16 protein-coding genes, 1 rRNA gene and 1 riboswitch are annotated in these 18,478 nt (G+C 70.0%); of the genes, 3 read left to right on the top strand and 14 right to left on the bottom strand.

Features of this window, described 5'->3' with window-relative positions:
* Positions 1–11: 11 nt before the first annotated feature.
* Positions 12–788 carry a CPBP family intramembrane glutamic endopeptidase gene (locus AB0I68_RS16470; RefSeq protein WP_363178160.1) on the bottom strand — a complete coding sequence of 259 codons (777 nt, stop codon included), beginning with the start codon at positions 786–788 and terminating at the stop codon, positions 12–14.
* Between the two features lie 121 nt (positions 789–909).
* Positions 910–2,445: a glutamate-cysteine ligase family protein gene (locus tag AB0I68_RS16465; RefSeq protein ID WP_363177989.1), complete on the bottom strand. Its 1,536-nt coding sequence runs from the start codon at positions 2,443–2,445 to the stop codon at positions 910–912.
* A 495-nt stretch (positions 2,446–2,940) separates the two neighbouring features.
* On the opposite strand from AB0I68_RS16465, the gene AB0I68_RS16460 reads away from it, so the two are divergent.
* Together AB0I68_RS16460 and AB0I68_RS16455 are read left to right on the top strand one after the other, a co-directional pair.
* Entirely contained in the window at positions 2,941–3,561 is a 621-nt protein-coding gene (locus AB0I68_RS16460) for a hypothetical protein (protein ID WP_363177988.1), read from the top strand.
* A 334-nt stretch (positions 3,562–3,895) separates the two neighbouring features.
* Positions 3,896–4,102 carry a DUF5999 family protein gene (locus tag AB0I68_RS16455; RefSeq protein WP_030303831.1) on the top strand — a complete coding sequence of 69 codons (207 nt, stop codon included), beginning with the start codon at positions 3,896–3,898 and terminating at the stop codon, positions 4,100–4,102.
* 128 nt (positions 4,103–4,230) lie between these two features.
* Here AB0I68_RS16455 and gcvP read toward each other — a convergent pair whose 3' ends face one another.
* Positions 4,231–7,116 (bottom strand): aminomethyl-transferring glycine dehydrogenase, encoded by a 2,886-nt coding sequence (gene gcvP / locus AB0I68_RS16450; protein ID WP_363177987.1) that lies wholly within the window; start codon positions 7,114–7,116, stop codon positions 4,231–4,233.
* Between the two features lie 196 nt (positions 7,117–7,312).
* A riboswitch (glycine riboswitch) is annotated at positions 7,313–7,411 on the bottom strand.
* Positions 7,412–7,524: 113 nt separating this feature from the next.
* Here gcvP and AB0I68_RS16445 point away from each other — a divergent pair.
* Entirely contained in the window at positions 7,525–7,896 is a 372-nt protein-coding gene (locus AB0I68_RS16445; protein ID WP_363177986.1) for a PRC-barrel domain-containing protein, read from the top strand.
* Between the two features lie 186 nt (positions 7,897–8,082).
* Here AB0I68_RS16445 and AB0I68_RS16440 read toward each other — a convergent pair whose 3' ends face one another.
* The 11 genes from AB0I68_RS16440 to rrf all read right to left on the bottom strand — a co-directional run.
* Positions 8,083–9,564, bottom strand: coding sequence for a DNA polymerase IV (locus tag AB0I68_RS16440; RefSeq protein WP_363177985.1), 1,482 nt, complete (start codon positions 9,562–9,564; stop codon positions 8,083–8,085).
* Between the two features lie 79 nt (positions 9,565–9,643).
* Positions 9,644–10,282, bottom strand: a complete 639-nt coding sequence (locus tag AB0I68_RS16435; protein WP_363177984.1) for a MerR family transcriptional regulator — start codon at positions 10,280–10,282, stop codon at positions 9,644–9,646.
* Positions 10,283–10,463: 181 nt separating this feature from the next.
* Positions 10,464–10,937, bottom strand: coding sequence for a bifunctional nuclease family protein (locus AB0I68_RS16430; RefSeq protein WP_030009777.1), 474 nt, complete (start codon positions 10,935–10,937; stop codon positions 10,464–10,466).
* A 64-nt stretch (positions 10,938–11,001) separates the two neighbouring features.
* The gene (locus AB0I68_RS16425; RefSeq protein ID WP_363177983.1) at positions 11,002–11,763 is read right to left on the bottom strand and encodes a MerR family transcriptional regulator; all 762 of its coding nucleotides are present in this window, start codon (positions 11,761–11,763) and stop codon (positions 11,002–11,004) included.
* Positions 11,764–11,806: 43 nt separating this feature from the next.
* The gene (locus AB0I68_RS16420) at positions 11,807–12,703 is read right to left on the bottom strand and encodes an FHA domain-containing protein (RefSeq protein WP_363177982.1); all 897 of its coding nucleotides are present in this window, start codon (positions 12,701–12,703) and stop codon (positions 11,807–11,809) included.
* Positions 12,704–12,833: 130 nt separating this feature from the next.
* On the bottom strand, positions 12,834–13,742 hold the full coding sequence (locus AB0I68_RS16415; RefSeq protein WP_363177981.1) for a DUF881 domain-containing protein: 909 nt from the start codon (positions 13,740–13,742) through the stop codon (positions 12,834–12,836).
* A gap of 5 nt (positions 13,743–13,747) precedes the next feature.
* On the bottom strand, positions 13,748–14,080 hold the full coding sequence (locus AB0I68_RS16410) for a small basic family protein (RefSeq protein ID WP_363177980.1): 333 nt from the start codon (positions 14,078–14,080) through the stop codon (positions 13,748–13,750).
* Positions 14,077–14,985: a DUF881 domain-containing protein gene (locus tag AB0I68_RS16405; RefSeq protein ID WP_363177979.1), complete on the bottom strand. Its 909-nt coding sequence runs from the start codon at positions 14,983–14,985 to the stop codon at positions 14,077–14,079. The genes AB0I68_RS16410 and AB0I68_RS16405 overlap by 4 nt, the downstream gene beginning before the upstream one ends.
* A 109-nt stretch (positions 14,986–15,094) precedes the next feature.
* Positions 15,095–17,590, bottom strand: coding sequence for a mannose-1-phosphate guanyltransferase (locus AB0I68_RS16400; RefSeq protein WP_363177978.1), 2,496 nt, complete (start codon positions 17,588–17,590; stop codon positions 15,095–15,097).
* A 100-nt stretch (positions 17,591–17,690) separates the two neighbouring features.
* Entirely contained in the window at positions 17,691–18,281 is a 591-nt protein-coding gene (locus AB0I68_RS16395) for a CDP-alcohol phosphatidyltransferase family protein (RefSeq protein WP_363177977.1), read from the bottom strand.
* 121 nt (positions 18,282–18,402) lie between these two features.
* Positions 18,403–18,478, bottom strand: a 5S ribosomal RNA gene (rrf, locus tag AB0I68_RS16390); the annotation flags it as partial.

Below are 18,478 nucleotides of genomic sequence, written 5' to 3'. Positions count from 1 at the left end.
CGCAGGCAGGTCTATGGCGTCGGCAGCCAGCCCACCTTGCCCGCGAGCAGCGCGTACCCGCCGAAGGCCACGATGTCGAGCAGCGCGTGCGCGACGACGAGCGGCCCCACCCGGCCCCAGCGACGGTAGGCCAGGACGAAGACGACGCCCATCACCATGTTGCCGAGGAAGCCGCCGATGCCCTGGTAGAGGTGGTACGAGCCGCGCAGCACCGCACTGGCCAGCAGCGCGGCCATCGGCGACCAGTCCAGCTGATCGAGCCGGCGCAGCAGGTAGGCCAGCACGATGACCTCCTCCACCACGGCGTTCTGCACCGCGGAGAGGATCAGCACGGGGAACTTCCACCACACGTCCGGCAGCGCCTCCGGCACCACCGTGAGGTTGAACCCGCTCGCCCGCGCCGCCAGGTAGAAGGCCAGCCCCGCGCTCCCGATCCCGGCCGCGACCAGGGCTCCGCGCCCCAGGTCCCAGCCGGGCCGGGTGCGGTCGAAGCCCAGCACCCGCAGCCCCTGCACGCCTTCCCGGGTCAGCAGGTGGGCGACCAGCAGCACCGGCACCAGCGCGGTCCCGATGCCGAACAGCTGCCAGGCCAGGTCCAGCCAGGGGCGGCCGGGAGCGTACGAGCCGTTGAGCGTGGCGGCCTGGTCCTTGAGGCCGCCCGGCTTGGTCAGCGAGCCGATGAAGCTGATCAGCGAGGAGACGGCGCTCGCCCCCAGTGACAGCGCCAGTACGAGCAGCGTCTCGGCGCGCAGGACGCCCCGCCCGTCCTCGTGCAACGCCTCGACCACCGGCTCCGGCTCCACCCGCACGTCCGACTCCGTCCCGCCGTTCCGCTTCCGTCCACCCCATACTGCCTCTTCGGCGGGGGAAGGGGATCACCGGACTCAGAACGTGCGCAGAACGGCCTGCTCAGCGCCGGACCGGCAGCGGGGCGCCCACCTCCTCGTCCCCCAGCCCGACGGGCCAAGTGTGCACGGGATCGCCCTTGTGCATCAGCTCGCTGTAGCGCCGGGTGATCGCGGCCAGCGCCGCGTCCCGCTCCATCCCGGATGCGAGCGCCCGGTGGTAGGTGTCCACCTGCCAGGTCGCCCCGTTGACCCGCCGCTGGCAGCGCTCCTCGATGATGCCGAGGTAGTGGTCGCGGTCGGCGGGCTCGATGCCCCACGCGTCCAGCCCGGCCGCCGCCATCGGCAGCAGCTCGTCCAGGACCAGCCGTACGGCGGGGACGCTCGCCAGCCCGCCGCCCCGGCCCCGGCGCGGCCAGCGCAGCCGCGCGTCGATCCCGTACCGGCAGGCCGCGTCGAAGTTGGCCTCCGCCTCGGCGAACGGCAGCCGGGTCCACACCGGCCGCTGCTCGTCGGCGAGAGTGCGGACGAGTCCGTAGTAGAAGGCGGCGTTCGCCACGACGTCGGCGACCGTCGGCCCGGCCGGCAGCACCCGGTTCTCCACCCGCAGGTGCGGCATCCCGTCGGCGACCCCGTACACGGGCCGGTTCCACCGGTAGACCGTGCCGTTGTGCAGGACCAGTTCCTGCAGGCTCGGCACCCCGCCCTCGGCGAGCACGCGCAGCGGCTCCTCCTCGTCGCAGATGGGCAGCAGGGAGGGGAAGTAGCGGACGTTCTCCGCGAAGAGCTCGTACGCCGACTCCACCCAGCGCTCCCCGAACCAGGTCCGCGGCCGCACCCCCTGGGCCTGGAGTTCGGGCGGCCGGGTGTCGGTGGCCTGCGTGAACAGCGGCGGCCGGGACTCCCGCCACAGCTCGCGCCCGAACAGGAACGGGGAGTTGGCACCGACGGCTATCTGCACGGCGGTCACCGCCTGCGCCGCGTTCCACACGTCGGAGAACCGGGCGGGCGTCACCTGCAGGTGCAGTTGTACGGAGGTGCAGGCGGCTTCCGGGACGATCGACCCGGTGCTCCACGTGAGCCGCTCGACCCCGTCGATGTCGAGCATGAAGTCCTCGCCGCGCATCATCAGGATCTGCTCGTTCAGCAGCGAGTAGCGGTCCACCGCCGAGAGGTTGGCGGTGACCAGGTCGGCGCGGGTGATCGTCGGCAGGATGCCGATCATCACCACCCCGGCGTCGATCTCCGCGGCCTGCCGGTGGGCATAGCCGAGCCCCGCGCTCAGTTCCTCGGCGAGCTGGTCGAATACCCGGCCGCCGAGCCGGTGCGGAAGTACGTTGACCTCCAGGTTGAACATTCCGAGTTCGGTCTGGAAATCAGGACTCGCAATCCGCTCCAGAACCTGGGCATTCACCATTCTCGGCAACCCGTCGGCACCCGCGAGATTCAGCTCGATCTCCAGCCCCATCATGTTCTTGGGGCGATCGAACCTCTTCTCCGCCAGAAGCCGCTCCAGTCCCTCCAGGCACTCGTGAAGCTTCCTCCGATACTTCTGCCGATCGGACAGGTCGAATCCGCCCGCCACGACCTTCTCCCCCATCGAAGCGTCCCTCCTCGAGTGGGCCTGGCCTGTGCCACCCAGGCGCGCGTGTACGGTCGATGATGCCCCGGCGGCGTGATCGATAACGCCGAGGGGGCATGCATGGCGGGGAGCGCGCGCCGGTTTGGCCGAAGGGCGCTATGGCACATTCACTTGGCAAGACACGGTATGCAAATTCCGCATCGGTTTTGCCGGTTCCGGATAATGGACGCTTTCCAGCCGAGCCCCTGTCCGGTAACCTGCGAGGTCAGCGCGACATGTTCGCGCGCAACCGGCATGAAAGCCATGTCAGCGGGACCGGTAAGCACCTTGCCGGCAATAGGCGGGACGGCTAGCCGAAACACTGCGTGAACACATGTCGTATAAACTCCGCAAACGAGGCAGAGAGTTGGCGCGCGGCCATTGCCCCTCAGCCCCCCTCTGGCCCCAGAATGCGACAGCGCCGTCCGCACCCTGCCCCGTTCCACAGGTCTCCCAAGTGAGAGGCGACCCACCATGCCGCTGCATGTCCCTCCGGCTCCCGCGCCCGCCCTGCGCAGCGTCCTCGCGGCACTCGGTTCCCCCACCGCCGTCCACGAGGCGCACACTCCGGCCCTGCGCGCGCTGCAGGGTCCGATGACCGCCGAACTGCCACTGCCGGTCCACGTCCTCGACCGGCTGAACATCTCCCAGCTGGCCGCGGGGGGCCGTCCGCCCCGCACCCGGCTGACCGCCTGGCGGTTTCTGATCCGCAGCGGCGACCGCTACGTCGCCGCCGCGGACACCCGGCTGACGCCGGACGGCTGGGCCTTCTCCCATTTCTTCGAGGGCCCCTATGTCGCGGCCACCGAACGCGCCCTGCGCCAGGCGGAATCGCTCGGCAAGAACTACCAGGCGCGGCTGCTCTCCGTACCGGAGCTGTACATGTTGACGCTGTGGCTGCACGGGGCGGTCGGCGCCGACGCCTCCGCCGGGCTGCCGGCCGCCGCGGATCTGCTGGTGCCGCTGGCGCCTGCCCCGCCCGGCATCGCCGCGTACCGGCCGCATCCGGTGTCCGAACTGCTGCCCGTGATGACCCACCGGCTCACGCCGCCGAGTCCGCCGCTCCCGCCGTCGCTGGCCGCGCCGGCCGCCTGACCGGGGCTCGAGCAAGGTCTGAGCGGGGCCTGAGCGAGGTCTGAGCGGGGTCTGAACAGGCACGTTTCGGGCCGGTGACCCGTACGACCCATTCGGTCTAGCCCACTCGGGTCATCCGCGAACCACCCGAAATGACAGGGGAGTTGAGTTGAACCGCCCGCACGAGTGATGCGTCATCAATCTATGAGGACAGCTGCCGGGAAATCCCTGCGGACTCAAGTCCGGAGGGCAACACTGGGACCCTGACCAAACCATGACGTTGATACGGGGGGCGGCCATGAACAACGCATCGAGCCGCAGCACACAGACCACACCGCAGCGAAAGAACGCATCCATGTGCCAGCACCAGCCAGCGTGCCCGTCAGCCGACTCCGCCGACCGGGAAGCCGCCAAGCCCGTGGCCAACCACCCGGAACAGGGCTGGAGCCTGCTGTGCAACGGAGTCCTGCTCTTCGAGGACACCGGCGAGCTGCTGCCGGACGGCCAGATCATCGCCCCGCACCGCCCGCTCGCGGCGGCGCAGGTGATGAAGGCGGCCTAGCCGACGGCAGTACGGAATGGAACGGAAAGGGGCCGGCCCGGAGATCATTCTCCCGGACCGGCCCCTTCGTCATGCCGTTATGTCATACGAATGTGTCACGTCGCCGAACGGACACGATGCCGTACGGCTCAGTTGTCGTACTCGTCCAGCGGCGGGCAGGAGCACACCAGGTTGCGGTCGCCGAAGGCACCGTCGATGCGGCGCACCGGCGGCCAGTACTTCTCCGCCGCGGTGACCCCGCCGGGGAAGACGGCCTCGTCACGGCTGTACGGGTGGTTCCACTCGCCGCCCAGCGCCGCCGCCGTGTGCGGGGAGTTGGCCAGCGGGTTGTCGTCCACCGGCCACTCGCCGCCCGCGACCCGGTCGATCTCGCCGCGGATGGCGATCATCGCCTCGCAGAAGCGGTCGATCTCGGCGAGGTCCTCGGACTCCGTCGGCTCGATCATCAGCGTGCCGGCCACCGGGAAGGACATGGTCGGCGCGTGGAAGCCGTAGTCGATCAGACGCTTGGCGATGTCGTCCACGCTGACGCCCGTCGCCTTCGACAGCGGGCGCAGGTCGATGATGCACTCGTGCGCGACCAGGTTGCCCGGGCCGGTGTACAGCACCGGGAAGTGCGGCTCCAGGCGCTTGGCGATGTAGTTGGCGCCGAGCACCGCCACCTGGGTGGCGCGCTTGAGACCCTCGCCGCCCATGAGGCGCACGTACGACCAGGAGATCGGCAGGATGCCGGCCGAGCCCCACGGCGCCGCCGAGATCGGGCCGACGCCCGTCTCCGGGCCCGCGGTCGGCTGGAGCGGGTGGTTCGGCAGGTACGGGGCCAGGTGGGCCCGGACACCGACCGGGCCGACGCCCGGGCCGCCGCCGCCGTGCGGGATGCAGAAGGTCTTGTGCAGGTTCAGGTGCGAGACGTCGCCGCCGAAGTGACCCGGCTTGGCCAGGCCCACCAGGGCGTTGAGGTTGGCGCCGTCCACGTAGACCTGGCCGCCGGCGTCGTGCACCTGGGCGCAGATGTCGGCGACGTGCTCCTCGAACACACCGTGCGTCGAGGGGTACGTGATCATCAGCACGGCGAGCTCGTCGCGGTACTGCTCGATCTTGGCGCGCAGGTCGTCCGCGTCCACCTCGCCGTCGTCGGCGGTCTTGACGACGACGACCTTCATGCCGGCCATCACGGCGCTGGCGGCGTTGGTGCCGTGCGCGGAGGACGGGATGAGGCAGACGGTGCGCTGCTCGTCGCCGTTCGCGCGGTGGTAGGCGCGGACGGCCAGCAGACCGGCGAGCTCACCCTGGGAGCCGGCGTTGGGCTGGATGGAGACCTTGTCGTAGCCGGTGACCTCGCAGAGACGTTCCTCCAGCTCGGTGATGAGCGTGAGGTACCCCTCGGCCTGCTCGACCGGGGCGAACGGGTGCAGCTGGCCGAATTCCGGCCAGGTGACCGACTCCATCTCGGTGGTCGCGTTGAGCTTCATGGTGCAGGAGCCCAGCGGGATCATGCCGCGGTCCAGCGCGTAGTCCTTGTCCGCCAGCTTGCGCAGGTAGCGCAGCATCGCGGTCTCGCTGCGGTGCTGGTGGAACACCGGGTGCGCCAGGTAGTCGTCCGAGCGCAGCAGGCCCTCGGGCAGGGCGTCGGCGGTGGTCTCGTCGAGGGCCTCGATGTCGGCGGTGACGCCGAAGGCGGTCCAGACCGCCTCGACGCCGGCGCGCAGGGTCGTCTCGTCACAGGAGAGGGAGACGTGGTCGGCGTCGACCTGGAACAGGTTGACCCCGCCCTCACGGGCGGCGGCGACGACCTCGGCGGCCTTGCCGGGCACCCGGGCGGTGAGGGTGTCGAAGTACGAGCCGTGCACGAGCTCGACCCCGCCGGCCGTCAGACCGGCCGCGAGGAGGGCCGCGTAGCGGTGCGTACGGCGGGCGATCGTCCGCAGGCCGTCCGGGCCGTGGTAGACGGCGTACATGCCGGCCATGACGGCGAGCAGCACCTGCGCGGTGCAGATGTTGCTGGTGGCCTTCTCGCGGCGGATGTGCTGCTCACGGGTCTGCAGCGCCAGGCGGTACGCCTTGTTGCCGTCCGCGTCCACGGAGACGCCGACGAGGCGGCCCGGCAGCGAGCGGGCGTGCTTGTCCTGGACGGCCATGTAGCCGGCGTGCGGGCCGCCGAAGCCCATCGGGACGCCGAAGCGCTGGGTGGTGCCGACGGCGATGTCCGCGCCGAGCTCGCCCGGGGAGGTCAGCAGGGTCAGGGCGAGCAGGTCGGCGGAGACGGCGACGATCGCGCCGAGGCCGTGCGCCTGGTCGATGACCGGCTTGATGTCCCGTACGGCACCGGAGGCGCCCGGGTACTGGAGGAGCACACCGTAGACGCCGCGCTCGGCGACCTCGGCCGGGATGCCCTCGGACAGGTCGGCGACGACGACCTCGATGCCGATCGGCTCGGCGCGGGTCTCGATCACGGCGATGGTCTGCGGCAGCGCGTCGGCGTCGACGAGGAAGACGTTCCCCTTGGACTTGCCCACGCGGCGGGCCAGCGTCATGGCCTCGGCGGCCGCGGTGCCCTCGTCGAGCAGGGACGCACCGGAGGTCGGCAGGCCGGTGAGGTCGGCGACGACGGTCTGGAAGTTGAGCAGCGCCTCGAGGCGGCCCTGCGAGATCTCGGGCTGGTAGGGCGTGTACGCCGTGTACCAGGCCGGGTTCTCCATGACGTTGCGGAGGATCACCGGCGGGGTGAAGGTCCCGTAGTAGCCGAGGCCGATCATCGGCGTCAGGACCTGGTTGCGGTCGGCGAGCGAGCGCAGCTCGGCCAGCACCTCGGCCTCGGTCCGCGCCTCGGGCAGGTTCAGCGCCTCGGCGCTCTTGATCACATCCGGCACCGCGGCGGCGGTCAGTTCGTCCAGCGAGCCGTAGCCCACGTGGGCGAGCATCTTCGCCTGCGCCTCGTCATCCGGGCCGATGTGGCGCTGCTCGAAGGGAATGCCTCGCTCCAGCTGGGAGAGCGGAATGCGGTTGGCGGTCATGTACGGAGGCCTCCTGGGTCGTACGACCTGCGAGGGGCACCACGGCGCGGGCACCCGGACGGCCTCCCCCTCTGTCATCTCAACCTGAGAGCTTCACCGGAGTCGCGGTATGACCCGCTGATCCGGCTTTCACCGTCGGTGAGGAGGGGAACCGGCACTGCGCACCCGGTACCCGCCCCTGCTTTCCAGAGTGGCCTCGTCGCGTGCGGTACGTATGCCTGAGAGATTCCGGGGAGGATTTGCTCCTTCGGCGCCTCCGTCATGCTCACTCGGAGGACTCTCCCGCACAGGGTCAACAGCCGTCACCCAGCCTACCAGCGAGGTTCTGCGGCCTCCCTCGAGTGGCCCCCACTCCGGAAATGCACTTTTGTTGTCATTACGGAGGAGTTGCGACCATGTGGAGGGACCGTGCAGACCGACATCGATCCGCGCAGCCTGATCGGCCGCAAGGCGTTCGACCGCAACGGCACCAAGATCGGTACCGTCGACGAGGTCTACCTCGACGATGCCACAGGCGTGCCGGAATGGGCCGCCGTCCGGACGGGCCTGTTCAGCCGGGACGCGTTCGTCCCCCTGGAACCGAGCGAGGTGGTCGACGACACCCTGCGGGTCCCCTTCGAACGCTCCCTCATCAAGGACGCCCCGGACTTCGGCGTCGGCCGCCACCTCTCCCCCGAACAGGAACTGCAGCTCTACCACCACTACGGACTGGACGTCTCCCTCCCGTCGGACATCCAGCGCGACTTCGGCCGCCTGGCGAACGGCGACGACTCCTCCTGAGGACTGTCCCGTAATCCCCGGTGGCTCAGCGCGCGGCGTCGGATGCGGTGCATCGCAAAGCGGAGGGGCGCTCCCCTACAGGGCGCTTCCGGGCGCCCCGACAACGCTGGGGGCACCTCCCAGCTAGCTGGGGGACGAGGTGCGGCAGCCGGCGTCGTGCGCCCGCCGGGGATTGCGGGACAGCCCTCAGGCCGTCCCTTCCGGCGCGGGCTCCCCTACGAGGGGCAGCGGATCGGACGGCTCCAGCTCGGGGTCGTCCACCCGGAAGGTGCGCACCCGGCCCGGTGGCGATCCGGGCCGCTCGAACCGCACGGTCACCCGCCCGACCCCGCTGCCCTGCACCCACCCGGGCCCGTACACGGCGTGCCGTACGTCACTCCCGGCCGCCCAGCGGCGCTCAGGGGCGGGCTCCGGCGCCCCGGGCGGCTCCGCACCCTCGGGAGCCTCTGCGGGCCCGCCAGGCCCTCCTGGCCCACCGGAGCCATCCGGTCCGCCAGGCCCGCCAAGTCCTCCAGGCCCGCCGGACCCTCCCGTCGCTCCGGCCTCCGCAGCAGCGTCCGGCTCGGCACCCCCGCCCACCCCAGCCGCCTCCGCGGCCATGGACTGCGCGAAGAGGTCCTCCTGCGTGTAGTCCGCCAGCCCGGTCACGCCCACGCCCAGCAATCGCACCCCGCCTGTGGTGTCCACCGCCTCCAGCAGCCGCGCCGCGGCCTCCCGCACCACGGCGGGGTCGTCGGTGGGCCCCCGCAGCGTCTCGGAGCGCGTCAGGGTCGAGAAGTCGTACCGCCGCACCTTCAGCACGATCGTGCGCCCCGAGTGCCCCGAGTCCCGCAGCCGGTGCACACACCGGTCGGCGAGCCGCTGCACCTCGTTCCGGATCCGCACCCGGTCGTGCAGGTCCACGTCGAAGGTGTCCTCGACCGACACGGACTTCGCGTCGCGCTCGGCGACCACCGGCCGGTCGTCCAGCCCCAGCGACATCCGGTACAGCCCCACCCCGTGCGAGCGCCCGACCATCCGGACCAGCTCGTCCTCGCCGGCCTCGGCCAGCTCCCCCACGGTGGTGATCCCGGCCCGCCGCAGGTGCTCCCCGGTGGCCGGCCCCACCCCCGGCAGGGTCCGCACCGACATCGGCGCGAGCAGGGCCCGCTCCGTCCCCGGCTCGATCAGCAGCAGCCCGTCCGGCTTGGCCTCCTCCGACGCCACCTTCGCCAGCATCTTCGACCCCGCCAGCCCGACCGACGCACTGAGCCCGGTCGCCGCCAGGATGCCCGCCCGCAGCCGCTGTCCCGTCTCCAGCGCGGATTCCGCGTCGAAGGCGGTACCGCCCGCCTCCAGGTCCACGAAGGCCTCGTCCAGGCTGAGCGGCTCCACGAGCGGTGACAGCTCCCGCAAAAGCGCCATGACCACGTCGCTGACCGCCCGGTACAGGCTGAACCGCGGGATCAGGCAGGCGCCGTTCGGGCAGAGCCGCCGCGCCTGGGCCATCGGCATCGCCGAATGCACCCCGAAGCGCCGGGCCTCGTAGGAAGCGGTGGCGACCACCCCGCGCGGTCCGAGTCCGCCGACGATCACGGCCTTCCCGCGCAGGCTCGGCTTCGACGCCTGCTCCACGGAGGCGTAGAAGGCGTCCATGTCCAGATGCAGGATGGTCGGCGCGGCTCTCACAGCCCCGATGCTGCCTTACGCCACTGACAATCGGCCGAGGCCGGGCCCGGCGCTCTCACGGCCGGGCCGGTGACTCGGCTCAGCCGGCCCGGTTGCGCCGCGCGGCCAGTTCGTCCGTCGGGTTGTGGCCGACGACCGTCTCGCCGGTGTCGACCCGCTCGCCGTGCAGCTGCGACAGCGCCTTCTCGACATCGCGCCACACCACGCCGACGGCGATGCCGAAGATGCCCTGCCCGCCCTGGAGCAGGCTCACGACCTGGTCCGGCGAGGTGCACTCGTACACGGTGGCGCCGTCGCTCATCAGCGTCATGCGCTCGAGGTCCGAGAAACCGCGGTCCCGCAGGTGCTGGACGGCGGTCCGGATGTTCTGCAGTGCCACACCGGTGTCCAGGAAGCGCTTGACGATCTTGAGGACGACGACGTCCCGGAAGCTGTACAGGCGCTGCGTACCGGAGCCGTAAGCGGGGCGCACCGTGGGCTCCACCAGCCCGGTCCGCGCCCAGTAGTCGAGCTGCCGGTACGTGATGCCCGCCGCGGCGCACGCCGTCGGACCCCGGTAGCCGACCTGCTCGGGTGCCGGGTCCGCGCCGGCCGGCGCGACCGGCACCGCTTCCGGCTGACGGCGCGCGGAACCAGCCGCACTGCCGTGGAGCGGGTACGGCCCACCGTCACTCCGCACGGGGATGCCCCCGGTCGTACCGTCGCCCGTGACTCTCACGCCGACCCTCCGTCCTTGACCTGCCCACTCGAACGGTAGGCAGTCACCAGGGGTGCGTCAACGATCGCCACACTCGGCACGCCGAGTGATAATCACCCTGAGAGTGGTTTCCCGTGCCCCATATCGGGGAAACGCTAACCGAATGGTCTGACCACTCCCCGTGGACGGCGCGGCCGACGGCTCACTGCGGCCCGGTGCCGAAGTCCTCCGGAGAGATCTGGTCGAGGAACTCGCGGAATTTCTCCACCTCGTCCTCCTGCTCGTCCGGAATGGCGATTCCGGCGTCGTCCAGCACGCCGTCGCTGCCGTAGATCGGCGTCCCCGTACGCAGGGCCAGCGCTATGGCGTCGGAAGGCCGCGCGCTCACCTCGACCCCGCTGGCGAAGACGAGCTCCGCGTAGAAGACGCCCTCCCTCAGATCCGTGATCCGGACCTCGGTGAGCTCCTCGCCGATCGCCTCCAGCACGTCCTTGAACAGGTCGTGCGTCAGCGGCCGGGCAGGGGCCATGCCCTGCTGCGCGAAGGCAATCGCGGTCGCCTCCCCTGGTCCGATCCAGATGGGGAGGTACCGGTCGCCTCCCACTTCACGCAGGAGCACGATCGGTTGGTTGGAGGGCATTTCCACCCGGACACCCACAACGTCGAGCTCGTTCACACAGCAACCCTAGGACCTGCCCGGCAGGTTTGGGTAGTCGGGCCCCCCTCGGGGATCCCCGAGGTCAGTGCAGACGGACCCCGAGAGCGGTCTGCACCAAGGCCTCGTGGAGCCGTACGGAGAGCCCTGCGAGCTCTTTCATGGTGGCCTCCGCATGCGCCCTGGTCTGCGGGTTGCGGTGCCGGCGCAGCGGTGCAACGACCTGCTCCACCAGGCCCGCCTCCCGGTCCGCTGCGGCCTTCATGGCCCGCAGGTGCCGCGGCTCCAGCCCGAACCGGCCCAGATCCGCCACCAGGCGGGCCACGGTCACCGCCTCGGCGTCGAATCCGCCGCCTGGGGCCTCGCCGATCAGCCCGTACGACTCCCATTCGGCGAGCTGCGCCTCGTCCACCTCGGCCGCGGCCATCAGCTCGGCGCGGCCCACCCGGGCCGCGGCCGGCCGCTCCCGGCCCACCTCGCCGTAGACGGCGGAAGGGCTGGTGGGATCGACGGATTCCCCGTGCCCCGTGGGCGCCGGGATACGGATCTGCTCACCGCGGGCGAGCGCGTCCAGCTGTTCGCGGATGACCTTCAACGGCAGGTAGTGATCCCGCTGCAGACGCAGGATGCGGGCCAGCCGCTCGACGTCGTCGGTGCTGAACTTGCGGTATCCGGAAGGTGTGCGCCGGGGCTCGACGAGCCCTTCCGCCTCCAGGAAGCGAATCTTCGAGATCGTGACTTCGGGGAACTCGTCGCGCAGCATGGTGAGCACCGTGCCGATGCTCACCAGCCGCCCGGCCGAGCCGGCGGTGCCGTTTCCGGCACCGCCTGTCGGGGTGCGCAGCATGGAACCTTCCCTGGGGATCCCCCCGGACCGGGTCCGAGGGTGGTCAGACGCCCCGCAGGCTCGCGTAGAAGACCAGCCGGTACTTGCCGATCTGCACCTCGTCGCCGTTGTGCAGGGCGACCGAGTCGATCGGCTCACGGTTGACGTACGTGCCGTTGAGGCTGCCCACGTCGGCGACGGTGAAGCCGCCCTCCTGGCTCCTGCGGAACTCGACATGCAGCCGGGAGACCGTGACGTCGTCCAGGAAGATGTCGCTCTGCGGGTGCCGGCCCGCCGTGGTCAGCTCACCGTCCAGCAGGAAGCGGCTGCCCGAGTTGGGGCCGCGCCGCACGATCAGCAGGGCGGAACCCGGAGGCAGAGCTTCCACCGCGGCCTGGGCCTCGGGGGACAGCGAGGACGACACGTGCTGTTGTCCCGACACCTCGGCCTCGTAGGCCTCGAGGCCCGAGATCGAGATGGTGGACGTGGTCTCCGAGGCACGCTCCGGCGTCAGGCCCGCCCGCAGCGGCGCGCCGCAGTTGGAGCAGAACCGGCTGGCCGCATCGCTGCGGTGTCCGCACCTGCTGCAAACCTGCTCGGCCGACATGGACGGCTCCTCGCGCCGCGGCTGCCCCGCGGAGGCATTGGTGGCATACGGGTCGGGGGCAAACCCTCCACCCGAACTTGAGGTTGATGGTTCACCGAAACCTATGCGTCCGGAACCGGCAGGGTCAACAGACGACGCGCCCTGCGCGCCGGAAACATCACCCGCGCCGGCGACCTCGTCACGGAAGAGCGGCCGGTCGCCCTGCCCTTCCACCTCTCCCTGCCCGGTGCGGTGCCTGGCTGCACCGCTTTCCTCGCGGTTCTTCTTGCCGAACAACTTCTCAAACAACTTCACGGGCGATTCCCCTTGAACGAAACAGACCCGCCCGTGGGGCAGGACGAACTCCGAATGCACACACCTGCCGACCCGGACATTCTCACAACGTCCGTAACCACCAGACAGTTTCCACCACGCAGCACTACTTCAGTGCGCCGACCCCCCGCAGGCATCAGCCCGCGTGAGCCCGTCCGCGCTCCGCGCCGCGTCACGACGATGACGACCGAGCGTAGTCAGGCTGCTTCGCAGCCCGCAAGGCGTCCACAACGATCTTCGCCGACCGTGTGACGGCGACGGTGGCCTGTTCCTTCTCCAGCGTCTGCACGACACCGCCGGGGATGTTCAGAGCAGGCTCCAGATCCTGCGGCTTGCCGATCACCTTGAACTCATAAGGCTGTGTGATCTTCTTACCGTCGATGCCGATCCCGCCGCCCTCGTCCGAGAAGAACGAGCCCGCCCCGATGCGCACACCATTGATCTGGATCGCCTCGGCCCCGGCCGCCCGCAGCTCCTGGAGGGTGTCCAGCAGCTGGTCCGACTGCACCTGGCCCTTGGGATCGGTGATCTTCAGCGTGATGCCCGGCCCCTGCGCTGCCACCGTACCGGCCAGGATCCCGAGTTGGCGTTCCTTCTCGACCGTCTGGCGACGGGCCTCCTCGGCCTGGTTGGAGCTGCTCTCCAGCTCCTTGCGCTGGTCCTCCAGCCGCTGCTTCTCGTCCTCCAGGCGCTTGGTCCGCCCGTCGAGCTCGTCGAGGATCCGTACGAGGTCCTCCTGGCGGGCCCCGCGCAGCGCGCTGGAGTCGCTGTTCGACCGCACCTGGATGGCCAGTCCCAGCCCGAGGACGAACAGCAGCAGCGCGACGATCAGTTGGGCCCGGCTCACACGCGGCGGCCACAACCCCTCCGCCAGCCGCTGCCGGCCGGTCTGCGCGGGCTCTGCAGCCTTGGCGGCTGCGGCGGGTCCGGCGGATTCGGCGGGTCCGGTGGAATCGGCGGGTCCGGCGGGCTGCGCCGGCTGAGCGGCCTGCGCGTCGCGCTGCGCGCCCTGCTCCGGCCGTTCCTGCGGCGGCAGCTCCGAGCCCATCGGCTCCTCGGGCGGATTGTCGTTCGTACTCATCGGCCTCACGCCCGGAACACGTGCCGGCGGATGGCCGCGGCGTTGGAGAAGATGCGGATGCCGAAGACCACGACCACACCGGTCGACAACTGCGAGCCGACGCCCAGCTTGTCACCGAGGAAGACGATCAGCGCCGCCACGACCACGTTCGACAGGAACGACACCACGAAGACCTTGTCCACGAAGATGCCGTCCAGCATCGCGCGCAGACCGCCGAACACCGCGTCCAGCGCCGCCACCACGGCGATCGGCAGATAAGGCTCGACGACGGCCGGCACTTCGGGCCGGACCAGAAGTCCGATCACCACTCCAGCCACCAGGCCCAGTACCGCGATCACGATGCACCCTTCTTCGGCTCTTCTGCTGTAGCTGTACGTACGGTCAGGCTCGACGCGGCCGGCAGCCGCAGCTCGTCCGCGGGGGACACGGTGTAGCGGATCCCGTAGTTCTCCTGCAGCGCGTGCAGGTACTGGCCGTCCGCGGAATCCTGGAACGCGGTCCCGAGCCGCTTCTTGTCCCCCACCGCCAGCACCTCGTACGGCGGCACCAGCGGCCTGTTGTCGACCAGTATCGCGTCACCCGCGGCCCTGATCGCCGACAGCGCCGTCAGCCGCTGCCCGTTGATCGAGACGGCTTCGGCCCCGGACTGCCAGAGCCCGTTGACGATCTTCTGCATGTCCCGGTCCCGGAGCCGGCCCGTGTCCGAGAACCCGGTATTCTCCCGCGGCTTGCCACCGCCGCCCGACGAAGAGCCCTTGGCGTCGTCCACGACCAGCTTGACCCCCGGTCCGCGGACTTCCGTGGCTCCGGACTGCAGCGCCACGAGCTGCCCCTGCTCGCCGCCGTGCTGCTTGAGCGCCTCACGCTGCCGGCTCGCGACGTTCGCCCGCAGCCGCTCGATGTCCTGCTCCAGACCGTCCGCGTGCTCGTCGGCCCGCTGCACCCGGTCGATCAGCTCCTGCCGCTCCTTGGCCAGCACCGGCGCGGCTATCCGCGCCTGGGCGGCACCGAGCGTGACGACCATGGCGGCGAGCACGAGCCCGGCGGCGAGCGCCAGCTTGGCCTTGAGGGTGCGCGGCAGGCCCGCCGTACCCTCCGCCTCGCGCCGGGCCGACGCTTCCGCATAGCCCTCGTCGAGACTGTGGTCCATCACGTGCGTCAGCAGCGACATGGATGCGTCCGGGCGCGCGGGAGGCGACGGCGCCGGAGTCCGATTGTGGGGCGGCTGCGACATGCCGCTCATCGTCGCATGTCGGCGCCGCCCACACCGAATGCGCCCGTCCGGTGGACAGGGAGCAACGTGCTCCGCACCCGGCCCACCGGACTGCGCTGTTCCGAAAGGTGTCCGGCGCTCAGTGCCCGGCGCCGTCCACCACGCCCGCCCACTCGTCCAGCAGTGCCTGCGCGGACGCGTCGTCGGGGCCTTCGGCCCACAGGTGCGTGACCGCCTCCGCCGGATCCGGCAGGACCAGCGCCCACCGCCCGTCGGCCTCGACCACCCGCACACCGTCCGTGGTGTCCACCTGCCGGTCCCCGGCCGCCTCCACGACCCGCCGCATCACGAGCCCCTTCACCGCCCACGGAGTCGGTACGTCCCGCTTGAGTACATGGGCTCGCGGTATCCGCGCATCGATCTGGCTCAGCGTGAGCTGTGTCCGGGCCACCAGCCCGATCAACTGGACGAAGGCCGCCGATCCGTCGAAGACGCTGCTGAACTCCGGGACGATGTATCCGCCCCGGCCGTCCCCGCCGAAGATCGTGTTCTCCGCCCGGCCCACCCGCGTCAAGTCGTCGGGCGAGGTCGTCGTCCACTCCACCTGCGTCCCGTGGTACGCCGCCACTTGCTCGGCGATACGGGTCGTGGTCACCGGCAGCGCCACCTTGCCGCTGCGCTTCTCCGCGGCCACGAGGTCGAGCATCACCAGCAGCGCCCGGTCGTCCTCGATGATCCGCCCGCGCTCGTCCACCAGGGAGATCCGCTCCCCCACCGGGTCGAACCGCACCCCGAAGGCGGCCCGCGCCGAGGCCACGATCTCCCCGAGCCGCACCAGACCGGCCCGCCGGGACTCCGTGGTCTCCGTCGGCCTGGACTCGTCGAGCCCCGGATTGATCGCCAGCGCGTCCACGCCGAGCCGGCCCAGCAGGCTGGGCAGAACCAGCCCGGCACTGCCGTTGGAGGCGTCCACGACCACCTTGAGCCCGGAATCGGCGATCCCGGTCGTGTCGACCCGCCGCAGCAGCGAGCCCGTGTAGGCGTCGAAGACACTGCCCGGGAACTGGAGGTCACCGATCTCGCCCGGGAACGCCCGCCGGTACTCCTGGCGCGCGTACACCCGGTCCAGCTTGCGCTGCTGCTGGAGCGAGAGGTCCGCTCCCCGCTCGTCCAGGAACACGATGTCGACCGAGTCCGGCACCCCCGGCGAGGTCCGCAGCACGATCCCGCCCGCGCTGCCCCGCGCCGTCTGCTGCCGCGCCACGGGCAGCGGTACGTTCTCCAGGTCGCGCACGTTGATCGCGCTGGCCTGCAGCGCCGAGATCACGGCCCGCTTGAGCGCTCTCGCGCCGCGGGAGTGGTCACGGGCCGTGGTGACCGTCGCCCCCTTCTTCAGGGTCGTCGCGTACGCGCCCGCGAGCCGGACCACCAGCTCGGGGGTGATCTCCACGTTCAGGATCCCGGAGACTCCGCGGGTACCGAAGAGATGCGCCTGTCCGCGGGACTCCCAGATCACCGACGTGTTGACGAAGGCGCCGGCCTCGATCGTCTTGAAGGGGTAGACCCGCACGTTCCCCTGAATGATCGATTCCTCACCGACCAGGCACTCGTCACCGATGACGGCGCCGTCCTCGATCCGGGCGGCCCGCATGATGTCGGTGTTCTTGCCGACGACACAGCCGCGCAGATTGCTGTGCTGGCCGATGTAGACGTTGTCGTGGATGACGGCCCTGTGCAGGAAGGCCCCGCTCTTCACGACGACGTTGGACCCGACGACCGTGTGCTCGCGGATCTCCGCGCCGGCCTCGACCTTGGCGTAGTCGCCGATGTACAGCGGCCCGCGCAGCACGGCGTCGGGGCTCACCTCTGCGCCTTCGGCAACCCACACGCCGGGCGAGATCTCGAAGCCGTCCATCTCGACCTGGACCTTGCCCTCGAGTACGTCGGCCTGCGCCTTGACGTAGCTCTCGTGCGTGCCCACGTCCTCCCAGTAACCCTCGGCCACGTAGCCGTAGATCGGCCGGCCTTCCTTCATCAGCTGCGGGAAGACATCGCCGGACCAGTCGACCGGAACGTCCGGATCCACGTAATTGAAGACCTCGGGCTCCATGACGTAGATGCCGGTGTTGACGGTGTCCGAGAACACCTGCCCCCACGTCGGCTTCTCGAGGAAGCGCTCGACCTTTCCTTCCTCGTCCACGATGGTGATGCCGAATTCCAGCGGGTTCGGCACCCGGGTCAGGCACACCGTGACGAGTGCGCCCTTCTGCTTGTGGAAGCGGATGAGGTCGGTGAGGTCGAAGTCGGTGAGCGCATCGCCGGAAATGACGAGGAAAGCGTCGTCCTTCAAGGCCTCCTCGGCATTCTTCACACTGCCGGCAGTGCCGAGTGGCTTCTCCTCGTTGGCATAGGTGAGCTCCATTCCGAGCTCCTCGCCGTCACCGAAATAGTTTTTGACGAGTGACGCCAAGAACTGGACGGTAACAACAGTCTCGCTGAGCCCATGCCGCTTGAGCAGCCTGAGCACGTGCTCCATGATCGGCCGGTTGGCCACCGGCAGGAGCGGCTTGGGCATGCTCGAGGTCATGGGGCGAAGGCGAGTGCCTTCGCCACCGGCCATCACGACGGCCTTCATGTCGGAAGAGTCCTCCTTGAGAGACGACGTTCTCGCCGACCTCACCCGTCCCGGACGGTGACTCCGCAACTCTTCCGCGTCAGCCGGGTGCCGAGCGAGCTCAATCGGCCGCGGCGTCCGCCTTCACGAGCCGGCGGACTTGAACCACGTAAAGGATTCCTGCCCACCAGTAGAGGGTTGTACCCCATCCGGCGAACGCCCATCCGAAAACTGACCCCATCCAGGCCAACCAACCCGTACCGTCACTGAGCAGCAGCAGGGGGAAGGCGTACATCAGGTTGAAGGTCGCGGCCTTGCCGAGGAAGTTGACCTGCGGCGGCGGATAGCCGTGGCGGCGCAGGATCCAGACCATGACCAGCAGCATCAGCTCACGGGCGAGCAGTGCCCCGGTGAGCCACAGCGGCAGAATGTCGCGATAGGTCAGGCCGAAGAGCGTGGAGAGGATGTACAGCCGGTCCGCGGCCGGATCCAGCAGTCTGCCCAGGCTGCTGATCTGATTCCAGCGCCGCGCCAGCTTCCCGTCGAGGTAGTCGCTGACCCCGCTGAGCATGAGGACGGCCAGTGCCCAGCCGTCGTGCTTCTCCAGAATCAGCCAGAGGAACAGGGGCACGCCGGCGAGGCGAGCCATGCTCAGGATGTTCGGAATGGTGAAAATTCGGTCCGTCTGAACCCGAGTCTCCTGGACCTCCACCCGGGGGCCTCCACTGTTGAACGTACGAACGATGCCTCCTGACCCTACAGGAACCTGCACCGCCCCTGAACGCAGAAAAGCCCCGTACCGGATACCCGGTATGGGGCTTTCTACAATGATTGTTCGGCGGCGTCCTACTCTCCCACAGGGTCCCCCCTGCAGTACCATCGGCGCTGAAAGGCTTAGCTTCCGGGTTC

It is taken from the genome of Streptomyces sp. NPDC050448 (assembly GCF_040655295.1).
Lineage (GTDB): Bacteria > Actinomycetota > Actinomycetes > Streptomycetales > Streptomycetaceae > Streptomyces.
The sequence above is the reverse complement of the archived record's forward strand: the minus strand, read 5'-3'. Positions and strand labels throughout refer to the sequence as shown.

Excerpts from the sequence above, each read along its gene's own strand:
- AB0I68_RS16460 (WP_363177988.1), top strand. The coding sequence starts at position 2,941 with ATGCCGCTGCATGTCCCTCCGGCTCCCGCGCCCGCCCTGCGCAGCGTC.
- AB0I68_RS16455 (WP_030303831.1), top strand. The coding sequence starts at position 3,896 with ATGTGCCAGCACCAGCCAGCGTGCCCGTCAGCCGACTCCGCCGACCGG.
- AB0I68_RS16425 (WP_363177983.1), bottom strand. The coding sequence starts at position 11,763 with ATGCTGCGCACCCCGACAGGCGGTGCCGGAAACGGCACCGCCGGCTCG.
- gcvP (WP_363177987.1), bottom strand. The coding sequence starts at position 7,116 with ATGACCGCCAACCGCATTCCGCTCTCCCAGCTGGAGCGAGGCATTCCC.
- AB0I68_RS16400 (WP_363177978.1), bottom strand. The coding sequence starts at position 17,590 with ATGAAGGCCGTCGTGATGGCCGGTGGCGAAGGCACTCGCCTTCGCCCC.
- AB0I68_RS16405 (WP_363177979.1), bottom strand. The coding sequence starts at position 14,985 with ATGAGCGGCATGTCGCAGCCGCCCCACAATCGGACTCCGGCGCCGTCG.
- AB0I68_RS16415 (WP_363177981.1), bottom strand. The coding sequence starts at position 13,742 with ATGAGTACGAACGACAATCCGCCCGAGGAGCCGATGGGCTCGGAGCTG.
- AB0I68_RS16465 (WP_363177989.1), bottom strand. The coding sequence starts at position 2,445 with ATGGGGGAGAAGGTCGTGGCGGGCGGATTCGACCTGTCCGATCGGCAG.